This is a genomic window from Brucella pseudintermedia (assembly GCF_008932435.1).
Lineage (GTDB): Bacteria > Pseudomonadota > Alphaproteobacteria > Rhizobiales > Rhizobiaceae > Brucella > Brucella pseudintermedia.
On record NZ_WBWE01000001.1, the window covers coordinates 445948 to 461029 of the forward strand.

Below are 15082 nucleotides of genomic sequence, written 5' to 3' on the forward strand. Positions count from 1 at the left end.
GTACGTCTAACCATAGCCCCGAAAAGTTGCAGACTTTTCGGATAAGACTATGCGTCTTTGAAACCTACGTGAGCACCGGAACGCAGATAAATTGCCATTTGCAGCCACACAAGGCGACTTTTGGAACAGGCTCTAAAGGTTATCCGCGCGTACGAGCCAGACCATCCTTGGCAGGCTGGTATTTCGGGTCGAGCTGCACGGCGCGTGAATAGGAATTGGCGGCCTTGGCCTTGTCGCCGTTGTGCTCATAGACAAGCGCCTGATTGGCCCAGCTTTCCGCCACGTTCTGGTCGAGCGTGATGGCGGTGTTGAAATCGTCGAAGGCGTTATCGTAGTCGTTCAGCGCCACATAGGAAATGCCGCGCCCGTTATAGGGTTCGGGCGCCGTGGAATTGAGCGAAATCGCCTTGGAGAAATCCTCAATGGCCTGCTTGTGCTGGCCCTTGGCCTGATAGATCAGGCCGCGATTGTGATAGGCGCGCCCATCGGTCGTCTGCAATGCGATGGCCTGATTGAAGTCGCTCAGCGCCTGATCGAGACGCCCCGCCTGCCGATAGACGTTGCCGCGCCCGATATAGGCGGCGTCATATTGCGGGTTGAGCTGGATGGCCTTGCTGTAATCCTGCACGGCTTTGGTGCTGTCGCCCATATAGCGATAGACCAGCGCGCGGTTGGCATAGGCCTGATAGAAATTCGGATTGAGCGCGATTGCCTGATCGAAATCGCGCAGCGCTTCCTTGTAGCGCCCGGAATTGCCATAGGCGGAACCGCGCACATTGTAGCCTTCCGGATCGCGTGGATTGCTCTGGATCACGCTCGTCAGCGAACTGATGTTCTCGCTCGACCCTTGCGCCTTGTCCACCGTGCTGAGCGCGGTCGTGGAGCTTTGGCAGCCCGCAACGGTCAAAGCCAGAAGTGCGGCGGCAATGAGAAGACCGTTTCGGCCGGTTCCACCCAATGCCTCAATTCCCGAAACTTTCGTTCCTGACGATTGCATCATCTTCAAGCGTGTGGGCAACGATCGCATTCCTTTCAGCTCGCATCGGGCGCAAGGACCCTTCTGCCTCTTCTCCATCCCGTGCCGGCCCGCCCCCAGGGCTTGCGCTTGCCGGACTATTCTGCCTGTCACGGTACTATACTGGCCTCTACCAGCAGATAAAAACAGCAAAAAGGCGGCATTGTCTTAAGCTTGTTTTATCTCCGGATGGCGCTCCGGACAGGCCGATACCCCAATTATTTGTTTTTACACATAATGATGGGCGACAAGTCCAGAAACTTTTCGTAACGCTGCATTAAAAATGGAAGCAGAATAAATAAATATGCCTGCCATGGTCGTGTCGGCCCTTCGCTTCATATCGGAAACGAACGCGCAAAGCTGAAGCCCGAACATGCAAAATCCGGCGCAGGCAAAAGCCGACACCGGAAAGCAGAAAAGGCGCTGCTCGACAGCGCCTGATTTCAGAGTCGATCAGCGAGCGCCAGCGCGACCGCCGACGAGGCCTTCACGCTGAGCGCGCTTGCGGGCCAGCTTGCGTGCGCGACGAACGGCTTCTGCCTTTTCGCGAGCGCGCTTTTCGGACGGCTTTTCATAGTGGCCGCGCATCTTCATTTCGCGGAAGATACCTTCGCGCTGCATCTTTTTCTTGAGAGCGCGGAGAGCCTGATCAACATTATTATCGCGGACGAGTACCTGCACGTGTATTCCCGTATCGGTTAGAATTTCGGTTAAGCCTGAGGCCGTTAGGGGGTCTTTTAACGATTTCAGCCGGTCTGACCGGCCGATCAACGCCCAAAGGCTCCCAAGCTTCGCAACGGATACGCTGCAAATTGGTCGTGGCTATTACCAGAAAGAGCCCAGCCTGTCCACCTCAAGATGCAACTTTGCCCACCGGCTTGCGCGAATTACCGGCTTGTGCGCGATTTGCTATGGCCGCAACCGCGCAAATAGGCTAAGCCGCACGCGTTTCTCGCACAAATCGGCTTCAATGGCGACCCAGAACACTTTTCCTGCAAACCGATAATGCCTCCTCTCATCCTATCCGATTCTCCTTATGCCTCTCCGCAAACGACTCGTTATCCAGTTCACAGGCTATGAAGGCCTGCATCCCAAGGCTGTCCGTGTGCGCCACGCGCAGGCATTGAAGGATTTCGACCGCTTGTGGAACGCCAAGACCAGACTGCCCCCAATGGTGGAGGAGCCTGACGATTGCGGCACGCTGACCGCCATCACGACCGGCAATGGCTGGCGGACAGAAACCGAGTTCTGCCAGTTCGGCACCGCGGATATTTTCGACGATTATGCCGCGCGCTCGACACCGAAGCGGATGCTGACCGGCTTTCACGCGTTCATGAACATCCTCTTTACCGGAACGTTGTGGCGCTATCTGAGGACGAGCTGGCGCTTCGTCCTGTTTTTCCTCTGGCCGTTCCTGCTGTCGCTGGCGATTCTGGCTGTCGCTGCGCTGATCGTCCTGGCACCGGTGGCGGCGGGCTTTTCGGTCTTGCATCTTTTCTGGTCGGTTCCGCTTGCCGCCTTTATTGCCACCCTGCTGGTGCGCAAGCCCGGCGACCGGTTTTTCATGTCCTATCTGCTCGACGACTGGTCCGCGGCCTATGACCGTATCCATGGCCGCAACGAGAAGCTTAGCCAGCGGCGCAAGGCTTTTGCCGAAGCCCTGAAGCGGAAGATCGAAGAAAGCCAGGTCGATGAGGTCGTCATTGTCGCGCATAGTCTCGGCACGGTTCCGGCGGTGGAGGCGCTGGCCGATCTCCAGCGCGAGCACCCCGACCTTCTGACAAGACAGCCCGTGTCGCTGCTTGCCATCGGCTCGTGCCTGATGATGATCGCACTTCACCCCAGGGCAAAATCCCTGCGTGAGGATGTGCGCGTGGTGATTGAGGAAAGCCCGGTCCTGTGGTCGGAATTCCAGGTTCTGACCGACATCATCCATTTCTACGGTTCGGACCCGGCAAAGGTGCTGAAGCTGAAGACCGCCAATCCGCCACTCATCAACCGCATCCGCTTCAAGCACGTTCACAGCGAAAACCGCTACAAGCGCTCGAAGGGCAATTTCTTCCTGATGCATCTGCTTTACATGCGCGGGGCGGAGAAGAAGAACTTCTATGATTTCGGCATGTTCCTGCACGGTCCGTTCCTGTTCCGGGAACTGATGACCGAGCACAAAGGAAAAGCCGCCCCTCTCGATGAAGAAGGACGGCTTCCGGTCTCTTATCGCGAAGCGGCTTAGCTTTCTGGCGGCTCCACAACAGCAATCGTCAGCCAGGTTGCGGTCAGCGCCGGCTTCAGCGAATTCTCTATTTCCAGCGTCACATCATAGTGATTGACCACGCGACCGGACGGACGGATATCCGCATCCGCCAGCTTGAAGCGGGCGCGCACGCGGGAACCCGTCTTGACTGGCGACATGAAGCGCAGCTTGTCGAAACCGTAATTGATGCCCATCGTGGCGCCTTCCAGCATCGGCAGCGCTTCATAGGCCAGCGTCGAAAGCAGCGACAGCGTCAGGAAACCGTGGGCAATGGTCCCGCCGAACGGCGTTTCCTTGGCGGCGCGTTCCGGATCGACATGGATGAACTGATGATCGTCGGTCGCATCCGCGAACTGGTTGATCATTTCCTGCGTGACTTCGCGCCACTCGGAACATCCGATTTCCGTGCCGATTGCCTCGCGCAACTGGTCGAGCGTGATTGCGTCTTTCATTCGCTGGCTATTCCTGCTGATGTGATTTGCCTTGTGTTTAACCAATAAAGCTCAGGCGGCAACCAGAATTTCCCGGGCAATGTCGTTCCAATGCGCGAAAACCCGATGCGCGCCCTTGCCCGCCAGTTTTTCTGCATGGCCCTCATAAGTGTGCCCGCCCCCCGTATAACCGAATGCCGTCATGCCCGCAGCGATGGCTCCTTCAACGCCAAAAGGCGAATCCTCGATCACCACGCAACGCGCCGGATCAACGCCCATTTTGTCGGCGGCAAACAGGAACAGGTCTGGCGCAGGCTTGCCGCGCTTCACCATGCTGGACGAATAGACCGCATCGCCGAAATAGTGGCTGATGCCGGTCTTTTCCAGGCTGAACGCAATGCGTTCCGGCTGCGACGACGACGCCACGCAGCGCTTTTGTGGCAGTTCGCGCAGGAAATTGGCGATGCCGATCGTCGGCTCCAGCGATTCCGCAAAGAGCGCCCTTGTCGCGGGCCAGAACTGGCTCGTCGCCTCCTCCGGCAGGCGATGCCCGGTCATATCCTCGATCATCTTCATGATATCGGCCTGCTTCATGCCGATGCCCTTGGCAACCGTGCCCTGCGGCAGCTTCATGCCGTGGTCGGCATAGACCTGCTCGAACGCAAGACAGGAAAGCGGCTCGCTATCGACAAGCACACCGTCGCAATCGAAGATCACGAGATCGAAGGGGGATACGCTGCTCATTTTGGCTCCAGTCACATGCCTATTTTGTCGCGCAGTTTGGAGGTGCGCGTCCCTCGGTGTTGATATAGAGACTGTTCATCTATTACGCACCTATATCAACACAAGCGTGACAAAATCACCGCGCTTGCCGGGTTCTGAGATTTTGCGGAGATTTTCATGACGACAAATGTTGCACTGGTTGGACTGGCGCGTGATCTCGCAGCACGGGCCGAAACCGGCAAGCCGATCCGCATCGGTCTTATCGGCGCTGGCGAAATGGGCACCGACATCGTAACCCAAGTCGCGCGGATGCAGGGCATCGAAGTCGGCGCGCTCTCCGCCCGCAGACTGCCGAACACCTTCAAGGCTGTCCGCACCGCCTATGGCGACGAGGACAACGCGCAAGAAGCCGCCACCGAATCCGCAATGACCCGCGCCATCGAGTCGGGCAAGATCGCCGTCACCGACGACAATGACCTCATCCTTTCCAACCCGCTCATCGATGTCATCATCGATGCGACCGGCATTCCGGAAGTGGGTGCAGAGACCGGCATCAAGGCCATCCAGAACGGCAAGCACCTCGTCATGATGAATGTGGAAGCCGATGTCACCATCGGCCCCTACCTCAAGGCCGAGGCCGACAAGCAGGGCGTGATCTATTCGCTGGGCGCAGGCGACGAGCCTTCATCCTGCATGGAGCTGATCGAGTTCGTTTCCGCCATGGGCCACAAGGTCGTGGCCGCTGGCAAGGGCAAGAACAATCCGCTCAATTTCGATGCGATCCCTGACGATTATCAGGAAGAGGCCGACCGTCGGAACATGAATGTCCGCCTGCTGGTGGAATTTGTCGACGGCTCCAAGACGATGGTCGAAATGGCGGCGATTGCCAACGCCACCGGCCTTGTGCCGGATATTGCAGGCATGCACGGCCCCAAGGCCGCAATCGACGAATTGAATCGCACGCTGATCCCGAAGGAAGACGGCGGCGTCCTCAACAAGACAGGCGTGGTGGATTATTCCATCGGGCGTGGCGTGTCGCCGGGCGTCTTCGTCATCGCCAAGATGGAACATCCCCGCCTTGTGGAACGTCTGGAAGACCTGAAAATGGGCAAGGGTCCCTATTTCACCTTCCACCGTCCTTTCCACCTCACCTCGCTGGAAGTGCCGCTGACGGTTGCCCGTGTGGTCCTGCACGGCAAGACCGACATGGTGCCGCTGCCGAAGCCGGTGGCGGAAGTCTGCGCTGTGGCCAAAAAGGACTTGCAGCCCGGCGACCAGCTCGATGCCATCGGCCAATATTGCTATCGTTCATGGATCATGACGACGCCGGAAGCGCGCGCGGCCAAAGCCATTCCCTGCGGCCTGCTGCAGAACGGCTCGGTCATCGCGCCCATCCGCAAGGGCGAACTCATCACCTATGCCAATGCGGCCCCCAAGCCCGGCTCGAAGATCGCCGAACTGCGGGCCTTGCAGGACAAGATGTTAGGGCAGTAAGGCAATAAGGCATTAGGGCAATATGTTAAGGGAGTAAGGGAGTAAGGGAGTAAGGGAGTAAGGGAGTAAGGCGAATAGGGGGAGCATATTTGCAAGTCAAACATACTGCCCTACTGCCTTACTGCCCTATTGCCTTCCCTTAGTGATCCAACGCCTTCACAATACTTTCCACCATCTTCTTCGCGTCGGCAAAGAGCATCATGGTGTTGTCGCGGAAGAAAAGCTCGTTCTCCACGCCTGCATAGCCCGAGCCCATGCCGCGCTTGATGAACAGGACCGTGCCAGCCTTGTCGACATCGAGGATCGGCATGCCGAAGATCGGTGACTTCGGATCGGTCTTCGCCGCCGGATTGGTGACATCGTTCGCGCCGATCACGAAAGCAACGTCGGCCTGCGCGAATTCCGAATTGATGTCTTCCAGCTCGAACACTTCATCGTAAGGCACATTGGCCTCGGCCAGAAGCACGTTCATATGGCCCGGCATACGACCCGCCACGGGATGGATGGCATATTTGACTTCCACGCCTTCAGCCTTGAGCTTGTCGGCCATTTCGCGCAGCGCGTGCTGGGCCTGCGCCACCGCCATGCCATAGCCCGGCACGATGATGACTTTCGAAGCGTTCTTCATGATGAAGGCCGCATCGTCGGCAGAACCCTGCTTGACCGGACGCTGCTCGACCTCACCAGACGGACCGCCGGACGTATCGCCGCCAAAGCCGCCGAGAATGACCGAGATGAACGAGCGGTTCATGCCCTTGCACATGATGTAGGACAGGATTGCACCCGACGAACCAACCAGCGCGCCGGTGATGATCAGCGCCAGATTGCCGAGCGTGAAACCGATGCCCGCCGCTGCCCAGCCCGAATAGGAGTTGAGCATCGAAACGACAACCGGCATATCCGCGCCGCCGATAGGAATGATGATCAGCACGCCAAAGAGAAGCGACAGGAGCACGATCAGCCAGAACACGAAATGGCTTTCGGTGTTCGTGAGCACGACGATCAGCAACACGATGGCTGCGGCCAGAGCCGCATTGATGACGTGACGCCCCGGCAGCATGATCGGCTTGCCGGACATGCGGCCATCGAGTTTCAGGAAGGCGATGATCGAGCCGGTAAAGGTGATCGCGCCAATGGCCACGCCCAGCGACATTTCCACAAGCGCCTGACCGTGGATCTGGCCCACTTCGCCAATCCCGAAGGAATGCGGCGAATAGAGCGCGGCAGCGGCCACCAGCACGGCGGCAAGGCCGATCAGCGAGTGGAAGGCGGCGACAAGCTGCGGCATGGCCGTCATGGCGATGCGGCGGGCGATGACAGCACCGATGCCGCCGCCGATGGCGATGCCAATGACGATCAGCACAAGACCGCCGAAGCTCGGGCGCGCCAGCAACAATGTGGTGAGGATGGAAATCCCCATGCCGATCATGCCGTACATATTGCCCTGACGGCTGGTCGTCGGATGCGACAGGCCGCGCAGCGCCAGAATGAACAGCACGCCGGAGACGAGATAAAGGAAGGCTGCGAGATTAACGCTCATAATGGTTCAGCCTCACTTTTCTTTTTTCTTGTACATGGCGAGCATGCGCTGGGTGACCAGAAAGCCGCCGAAAATGTTGACGCTCGCCAGAATGAGCGCGATGAAACCGAAGCCGGTTGCCCAGCCCGAAAGGGAAAGGCCGACCGCCAGAAGCGCGCCCACCACAATCACCGATGAAATGGCGTTGGTGACGGCCATCAGCGGCGTATGGAGCGCAGGCGTGACCGACCAGACGACGTAATAGCCGACGAAGATCGACAGGATGAAGATCGCAAAGCGGAACACGAACGGATCGATTGCGCCGCCCGATGCGGCATGCGCGGCAGCCGCCGCCGCATCACCCAGACCGCCAGCATTTTCCGCCGCCTGACGCACGGCATCCGCGGCTTGATTCAGGCTCTCAAGAGCTTTTTCGAGATTTGTGTCGGCCATTATGCCTCTCCTCCATCAACCGGAGACTTGGGGGAAGACGGAGTCTTCGGGGCTTTAGCTGGTGTTTTCTTGGCAGGCTTCGCTGCCGCCTTTGCGGCCGGTTTCTCCGCTTTCGGTTTCGGCGCGGCTTTCGGTTTTACAGCTTTTTCAGCGGCCTCAGCCGGTGCCGTTTCAGCCTTGGCGAAAGCCGGATGCAGGATTTTGCCCTGATGGGTGAGAAGCGTTGCCTTCACCAGTTCGTCTTCCGGATCGATTTTCAGAAGCTTCGTTTCCTTGTCGACCAGCGTTTCGACAAAGGCGATCAGGTTGCGCGCATAAAGCTGCGAGGCGCTTGCAGCGATACGGCCCGGAACGTTGAGATGGCCGACGATCTTGACGCCATTGACCTCGGCTATCTGACCGGCAATCGCGCCTTCGACATTGCCGCCGCGCTCAACCGCCAGATCGACCAGCACCGAGCCGGGGCGCATTGAGGCAACCATTTCCTTGGAGACAAGACGCGGGGCCGGACGACCCTGAATAAGCGCCGTGGTGATGACGATATCCTGCTTGGCGATGTGATCGGCAACAAGTGCCGCCTGCTTCGCCTGATATTCCTTCGACATTTCCTTGGCATAACCGCCAGCGGTTTCCGCCGCCTTGAACTCGTCGTCCTCGACGGCAATGAATTTCGCGCCAAGCGAAGCGACCTGTTCCTTTGCCGCCGGGCGAACATCGGTCGCCGTCACGACGGCACCGAGGCGGCGCGCAGTCGCAATCGCCTGAAGACCGGCAACGCCCGCGCCCATGACGAATACCTTTGCGGCAGGCACGGTGCCCGCGGCCGTCATCATCATCGGCATGGCGCGGTCATAGACTTCCGCCGCATCGATCACCGCCTGATAACCGGCAAGGTTCGCCTGTGATGACAGCACGTCCATCACCTGCGCACGGGTGATGCGCGGCATGAATTCCATCGTGAAGGCCGAGATTCCAGCCTTGGCAAGCGCTGCAACGGCGTCCTCATGACCATAGGGGTCCAGCATGGCGAAGAGTGCCGCGCCCGATTTATACCCTTTCAGTTCCGCATCCGAAGGGCGGCGCACTTTAAGAACGACATCCGCCGTTTTTGCATCCGCCGCCGTGCCGATCCGGGCACCGGCTGCAATGAATTCAGCATCGGGAATGCGCGATTTCTCGCCCGCGCCTTTTTCCACCACGACATCGAAGCCGAGCGCGATGAATTTCTTCACCGTCTCCGCCGACGCCGCGACACGGCTTTCATTGGGGTCGCTTTCTTTCGGGATAAATAACGTCTGGGCCAAGCTGGTTTCCCTTTCGTGGCGTTCTTCCGGGACTGATTCCGGTCATGCACAGTTACGGGCTTCCGGGACGAAGCCCGTTCAAACAAACTGAACGATAGACATGCATAAGGCCCCGGCACGGTATTCCATGCCAAGGCATTCGATCAAATCGTGCGGGTTTGATCCCGGTTCGCGCTTCAGTTCAACGATACTGCGCCGGATGCCAGCATCCGGCGGCAGCGGTCACGAAAGAATGAACCAGGCAGCGACACAGACCAGGATGAAAAGAACGGTCGCGGAGAAGAAACCACCAGCAAAAAAGCCGAACGCCATGGCAATCATAAGGGCGATAAGCGCCACCGTGCTCCATTTAACCAGGCCCGTGAAACCGGCATAAGTTTTCTCATGCTCGGAATAGTCCATCGGTGCGCCAAGTTCAGCCGGAGCCGTCGTATGATGTTCTGCCATTTTAGTTCCACCCATTCAGAATTTCCGCCCATATACCGTCATGTTAAGCGGAAATGCCTGCAATCTTCAATGTGCGAGCGAACAAACCCGTGCTTTGACAGCAAGGCTTTTCGTCGCAGCTACCCTCTCCGCAGAAGCGGTTCCGCAATCTTCGTAAAGCGAAACCGCCCCTCTGGCTATATTTAATTGTTTAATCCGAGGGAAGATTTTTCCAATAGTAGCACCTGGATCGGAATGCGCTTCTTTTGCGAAGCACTACGACGTCTGGATCGGATACTTACACGCCGAGGCCGGTATATTTCGCCGTCGGCAAGATGGTCAGCGGCACAGTGCCGTCTCGCATGTCCGCAAACATGGCGCGGCGCTCATGCGGCTGCGACTTGAAGAACGGAAAGCGCACGGCCACCGCATCGCGGATATTGCGAATAGGGGCAGCACCTAGCCCGACCCTGATTCCATAGCCTTCATGCTCGCGGGCATCGGCCATGACGGAGGTGCCGAAAATGCGCTTGTAAAAAGCCATATGCTCCGGCTTTACCGAGGCAAGGCATTGATCTGCCGCGAAAAATTCCGACGCCATCGCCGCGATGCGCAAGGTGATATAGGGAATGGCCGGATATTCGCTCAACAGTTCCGGATCGGCGGCAAAACGGGTCGGATCGACAAAATGCATACCGCTGTTCAGAAGCGGATCGAGAATATCGGGAAACAGAGCATAGCTGGTGCCGCGACGATGATCGGGCGTGATGTGGTGGATGCGCAGCGTGCTGACCAGTTGCCCGTCCACATGCACGCCATAGACGAAAGCATGGCTGTCGCGGTCGATATCATCGACGATGGACGGCACTTCCGCCTCATGCATCACATTGCGCGTACGGTAGGAACGGTAGCGCAAACGGCCGATTTCCTCGAGGTCTTCCGCATGGACGATGCGGCGATATTCCACCCGGTCGAGAAACTGCAACAGCTGTCGCGCAAAATTGGACAATGGCGGTTTATCGCCTGTAACAGCTGTATTCGTCATGCAATCGATTTTCCGCACCCCGCAAATCAGTGTGCAGAATATGCGCCTTTATCAGCATGTAAAGATATTACTTTAGGCGCCGCCTTCTTATTGCCGCATAATGAACGCTCCTTCGCCACAATTGGAATGGTCTTTCCTGCACGCATACCCTGCAAAACGTGCGAAATGGCCCGATTAGGGGCCATTTCGACACTTCGCCTTAATTTGGAAAAGGTGCGTCAAAGCGCGTTGGCGATCGCCTGAAACGCATGCATGGTTTCGTCTTTCATGTCCTGTCCATCGACATTGTAACTGGCATGGGCGGAAGTCTTGGCAATCACCACCCGCCTGGCCGGATTGACATAGATGAATTGCCCATAAATTCCGACGGCACAGAAATCGCCTTGCCAGTCAACCGGCGTCCACCACTGATAGCCATAGCCGAACGGTATCTGGCCGGATCCATCCTCGCGACCCGGCATCAGATAAGGCGCATCGGGCGTTACCGAATCATGCACCCACTGCGCGGGCACGAGTTGCTCCCCCTTGAAGTTTCGGCCTTCGTTGAGATAAAGCAGCCCGAACCGCGCATAGTCGCGAAGCACAGCGTTCATACCGACCGCCGCGGCAGCCTCTCCGGTGGGGTCCACGATCCAATAGGCATCGGCTTCGGCTCCAAGCTTCGACCAGAGCCTGTCCTTCATATAGTCCTGCAAGGGAATGCCCGTCGCGCCTTCCAGAACCAGCCCCAGCACCTGTGTATCCGCCGAAACATAATGGCTGAACGTTCCCTGCGGACGCACAGCTTTCAGATGCGCGGTGAAATCCGTGATCGAGCCGGTCAGAAGCTCGACGGAATAACGGACAATATCGGAATTGAGATCGCCATAGTTCTCGTTGAACCCGATGCCGGACGCCATCTGCAGCACGTTCTTGACCGTCACGCCCTTGTAGCCGCCTTTGGCCAGCTCCGGCGCATAGCGGTCGACCGGCTGGTTGATATCGATGAGCCCGTCCCGGACGGCATTGCCGATAAGGAAGGAAATAACCGATTTTGAAACGGAGAATGCGATCGACTGGGTGGTCTGGCTATTCCCGTGATCATATTGCTCATGAACGATGACGCCATCCTTCAGGACAATGAGTCCCGTGGTGCCGCCACGCGCCAGCCAGTCGGAAATCTTGCGCGTTTCGCCCTTGTAGACGAACGTTTCCGGCAAGGGCCGCTCCGCCTTGGCAAGCGGGCTGACCTCGCCCTCATGCGCAATGCGCACTGACGGATAGCGTTTGTAAATATTGCGGAAATTTTCAAAAATCTCCGGTCCCTTGAACATCTGGGCATATTGATAGACGGCCCAGCTTTCATGGATCTTCTTCCAGAAGACCGCCGCGCCGACACCGGCAAGCACAACCAAAGCGACCAAAACAGATAAAATATAACGATACAATCTTTTCATTAGCCTCCCCATAAACGGCAGGACCCATCCTGACGTTTCTTCTATAAGAATATGAATGAATACTTATTTTCTCTCTTCCCGCCTATTATGATCATAATAGTTCCCCGGAAAAACATCCCTATTATTTTGATAAATTCAAATTTATGCCCAAAAGGGATGAAGCACTGCAAAGAATAGGGAGCAACGCGCTTTTGCAGCGCAGCCGTCACGGGCGAGAATCCGCCGGTTTGCGCATGTTCTCGCCGCGAAAACGGTTCGGCTTTTCGGTAATATGTGCCGGAGCGGTTCCGGTCAAAACGGCATCAAACCCGCCCTGTCTTTGGATTGTCTCGCCTGAACAGCGGGATTGCGCAAGCCCGGTCAGGCGACGGTGCGCCCGCCATCGCGGCGCGCTGCGGCCTTGGCGGTCATGGCGCTGATCGCCTCCACCGGCACCGGCATGCCGAGAAGATAGCCCTGGACGAGATCGGCGCCCGCCGCCACGCGGATCAGCGCAAGCTGTTCCTCGGTTTCGACACCCTCCACCGTCACGCCCAGCCCAAGCTCATGCGAAAGCTGGGTGACGCCGCGAAGCAGCATCAGCGACCGCCGGTCGGTGGTGATGTCGCGCACGAAGGAGCGGTCGACCTTCACCTTGGTCAAGGGCAATGTGTTGAGGTAGCTGAGACTGGAATAGCCGGTCCCAAAATCGTCCAGCGCGATATTGATCCCTGCGTTCTTGAGCCGCTGCAACACCATGGAAGTCTTGTTGCGGTCGGAAATGATCGCGCTTTCCGTCACTTCAACCTCAAGCCGATGCGCCGGCAAGCCCGATTTCTGCAAGGCATTGGCAATATCGCGGGCGATGTCATTGCTTTTCAGGTCGATGGCCGACAGGTTGACGGAAACGCCGATGCGGTCGCCCCATGACAGGCAGTCGGCACAGGCCTGGTCCAGCATGAAGCGGGTTATGTCGGTGATGATGCCCATTTCTTCCGCGAGCGGAATGAATTCGGCAGGCGGAACGAAGCCCAGTTCCGGATGTTCCCATCGCGCCAGCGCCTCACATGCGACAACGCGCAGGGACTGCGCGCTGACGATTGGCTGGTAGACGACCTTGATCTCGCCGTGATCGATGGCAAGCCGCAGATCCGCCTTGAGTTTCTGTCGCCCGCGATATTTGGTGTCCATTGCGTCGATGAAGACGGACCAGGACTTTTCTTCCGTGCTCTTGGCTTCGTAAAGCGCCAGGTCGGCATTGATATGCATGCTGCCGACATCGGATTTTTCGACATTCTCGATCGCCACGCCCGCGCTGATATCGATCTGAACCTGATCGCCATCGAGATCATAAACCCCGGTCGCAACCGCCATGATGTGGTCCATCACGCCGGCAATATCGGCCTCGCTGCGCAGGTTGAACACAAACACCACGAATTCGTCGCCGCCGAAGCGCGACGCAACGAAGCGCTGCGGGTCGAGCGAGTTCAGCCGTTCGGCGAACAGGCGCAACAGCACATCGCCCGTATGATGGCCCAGCGTGTCATTGACATGCTTGAAATGGTTGATGTCGATGACGATGAGCGCGACTTGCGTGCCCTTTTGCTGATGGTGACGCAGCGACCGCACCATGGTCTCGAAATAATTGCGGTTCGGCAGGCCGGTCAGGCCGTCATAGCGCGCCATATGCTGGATGCGCGCTTCCGCTTCCACGCGCTGCGTCACATCCTCGAACATCAGAACCGCCCCTTCATTGAGCGTCTGGTTGCCGATGCATTCGATATAGCGCTGGTTGGAAAGCTGGAAAATGTCGCGGGCGCGCTTGCCGATCAGAAGATCCTGCATCCGCACATGCACGTTTTTCAGGTCGGTGTGCGGAAACAGACCCTTCTTGGCACAATAGCGCAGAAGCACATCGAGCTTGCGGCCATGCAGCTTTGTGTGCTCGGCGATCTGCAGCATCGCCTTGGCCTTGTTGTTGATGACAGCGATGCGCTGCTGGCTGTCGAACATCAAAAGGCCCTGCGGCATGTTGTTGAGCGCTGCATCGAAACGCCCGGCGACGATGGAGAGACGCCGCTTGCCCATGACCGCGGCGAAGAGAAACTCGCGCAGGCCATTGGCCATCTGGATGTTGGACAGGAAATACGGGATCAGCAGCAGGCCGATAATGACGTGAAACGGCGTCCCCGCCAGAATAAGCCCGGCCAGAACCGGAATGAGCGTGCAGGCCGACATCAGGACGACGGCCTTTGCCGAAGCATAGTTGCGGCCCACGATGGAAACGACCGAGGCGAGCAGCACGGTCAGGCTGGCAAGCTCGGCGAAGGAATCCCGCAGCACGAAGCTTGAGAAGAAGCACAACATGCCGAGCGTCAGGCACACCGCGGATGCGCCGATCAGATAGCGTGTTTCCCATCGGTCGAGATCGGCATGGGAGAGCTGCTGCTGCTTTGCCTGATCGAACTTGTGCATGTCGAAGATGCGGCCGACCGCCACGATGGCGAAAACGCCGGCAAACATCAGATAGCGCCAGTCGGCGGTTTTCACATAGATGACGACGCAGGCCACAACGTGCGCGAGCAAGCCGAACCAGAGCGTGGTACGATTCCCATACAGCGCTCTGAGAAAAGATAGCCGCACATCTGCAGGTATCTCAGGTTTACGGCTTTGCCACATTCGATGCATTCAATCCCTTATATGGGGCAGCAATATCGCACCAATGACTTAAAAATATCTTTCGGGATATTAAACTACAAGCTGTCATGGCAACCACCATAAGATGTATTCTGATCTTTCCAAAGGAAAACCACAGCAGTACAACCCCCGGCAGGCAATTACAACCATAGGCATGTGTTGTATTAGTTATCCCAATATTATTGAAACAGCCAAAACTGGAGAACAGGGCAGGTTAATTGTCGCCCTGCGGAGAATTAATCCAGATTAGTCGCGATGGATATTCTGCCGCCGGATTCCCGTCTTTTAGAGAAAAATCCTGCCATA

Annotated in this window: 13 protein-coding genes; 2 read left to right on the forward strand and 11 right to left on the reverse strand. The window is 57.5% G+C overall.

Translation table 11 applies throughout. The features are described from left to right. Positions 1-139: 139 nt before the first annotated feature. Both F9K78_RS02085 and rpsU read right to left on the reverse strand, forming a co-directional pair. Positions 140-1027, reverse strand: coding sequence for a tetratricopeptide repeat protein (locus F9K78_RS02085; protein ID WP_121985870.1), 888 nt, complete (start codon positions 1025-1027; stop codon positions 140-142). Positions 1028-1468: 441 nt separating this feature from the next. Continuing rightward, complete coding sequence (gene rpsU, locus F9K78_RS02090) at positions 1469-1696, reverse strand: 30S ribosomal protein S21 (RefSeq protein ID WP_006471186.1); 228 nt, start codon at positions 1694-1696, stop codon at positions 1469-1471. Positions 1697-2051: 355 nt separating this feature from the next. Here rpsU and F9K78_RS02095 point away from each other — a divergent pair, with 355 nt between their 5' ends. After that, positions 2052-3248, forward strand: coding sequence for an alpha/beta hydrolase (locus F9K78_RS02095; protein ID WP_121985869.1), 1197 nt, complete (start codon positions 2052-2054; stop codon positions 3246-3248). Here F9K78_RS02095 and F9K78_RS02100 read toward each other — a convergent pair. Together F9K78_RS02100 and F9K78_RS02105 are read right to left on the reverse strand one after the other, a co-directional pair. Further along, complete coding sequence (locus tag F9K78_RS02100; RefSeq protein WP_121981728.1) at positions 3245-3721, reverse strand: MaoC family dehydratase; 477 nt, start codon at positions 3719-3721, stop codon at positions 3245-3247. The two genes, F9K78_RS02095 and F9K78_RS02100, sit on opposite strands and share 4 nt — an antisense overlap. Before the next feature lie 51 nt (positions 3722-3772). Beyond that, positions 3773-4444, reverse strand: a complete 672-nt coding sequence (locus F9K78_RS02105; protein WP_121985868.1) for an HAD family hydrolase — start codon at positions 4442-4444, stop codon at positions 3773-3775. Positions 4445-4600: 156 nt separating this feature from the next. On the opposite strand from F9K78_RS02105, the gene F9K78_RS02110 reads away from it, so the two are divergent. After that, positions 4601-5917, forward strand: coding sequence for a 1-deoxy-D-ribulose 5-phosphate reductoisomerase (locus tag F9K78_RS02110; protein WP_121985867.1), 1317 nt, complete (start codon positions 4601-4603; stop codon positions 5915-5917). 139 nt (positions 5918-6056) lie between these two features. On the opposite strand, the gene F9K78_RS02120 is transcribed toward F9K78_RS02110, so the two are convergent. The 7 genes from F9K78_RS02120 to F9K78_RS02150 form a co-directional block, all read right to left on the reverse strand. Continuing rightward, a complete protein-coding gene (locus F9K78_RS02120; protein ID WP_121981724.1) occupies positions 6057-7457 on the reverse strand; it encodes an NAD(P)(+) transhydrogenase (Re/Si-specific) subunit beta in 1401 nt (466 codons plus the stop codon). A 12-nt stretch (positions 7458-7469) separates the two neighbouring features. Then, positions 7470-7889, reverse strand: a complete 420-nt coding sequence (locus F9K78_RS02125; RefSeq protein WP_114216199.1) for a proton-translocating transhydrogenase family protein — start codon at positions 7887-7889, stop codon at positions 7470-7472. Then, positions 7889-9193, reverse strand: coding sequence for a Re/Si-specific NAD(P)(+) transhydrogenase subunit alpha (locus tag F9K78_RS02130; protein ID WP_151682036.1), 1305 nt, complete (start codon positions 9191-9193; stop codon positions 7889-7891). Before F9K78_RS02130 ends, F9K78_RS02125 begins: the two co-directional genes overlap by 1 nt. Positions 9194-9415: 222 nt before the next feature. Beyond that, complete coding sequence (locus F9K78_RS02135) at positions 9416-9640, reverse strand: aa3-type cytochrome c oxidase subunit IV (RefSeq protein ID WP_006471190.1); 225 nt, start codon at positions 9638-9640, stop codon at positions 9416-9418. A 277-nt stretch (positions 9641-9917) separates the two neighbouring features. Continuing rightward, on the reverse strand, positions 9918-10664 hold the full coding sequence (locus F9K78_RS02140) for an N-acyl amino acid synthase FeeM domain-containing protein (protein WP_121981722.1): 747 nt from the start codon (positions 10662-10664) through the stop codon (positions 9918-9920). 218 nt (positions 10665-10882) lie between these two features. Continuing rightward, positions 10883-12100 carry a serine hydrolase domain-containing protein gene (locus tag F9K78_RS02145; RefSeq protein ID WP_121981721.1) on the reverse strand — a complete coding sequence of 406 codons (1218 nt, stop codon included), beginning with the start codon at positions 12098-12100 and terminating at the stop codon, positions 10883-10885. 360 nt (positions 12101-12460) lie between these two features. Then, positions 12461-14758, reverse strand: a complete 2298-nt coding sequence (locus tag F9K78_RS02150; protein WP_121985863.1) for a putative bifunctional diguanylate cyclase/phosphodiesterase — start codon at positions 14756-14758, stop codon at positions 12461-12463. Between the last annotated feature and the right edge of the window lie 324 nt (positions 14759-15082).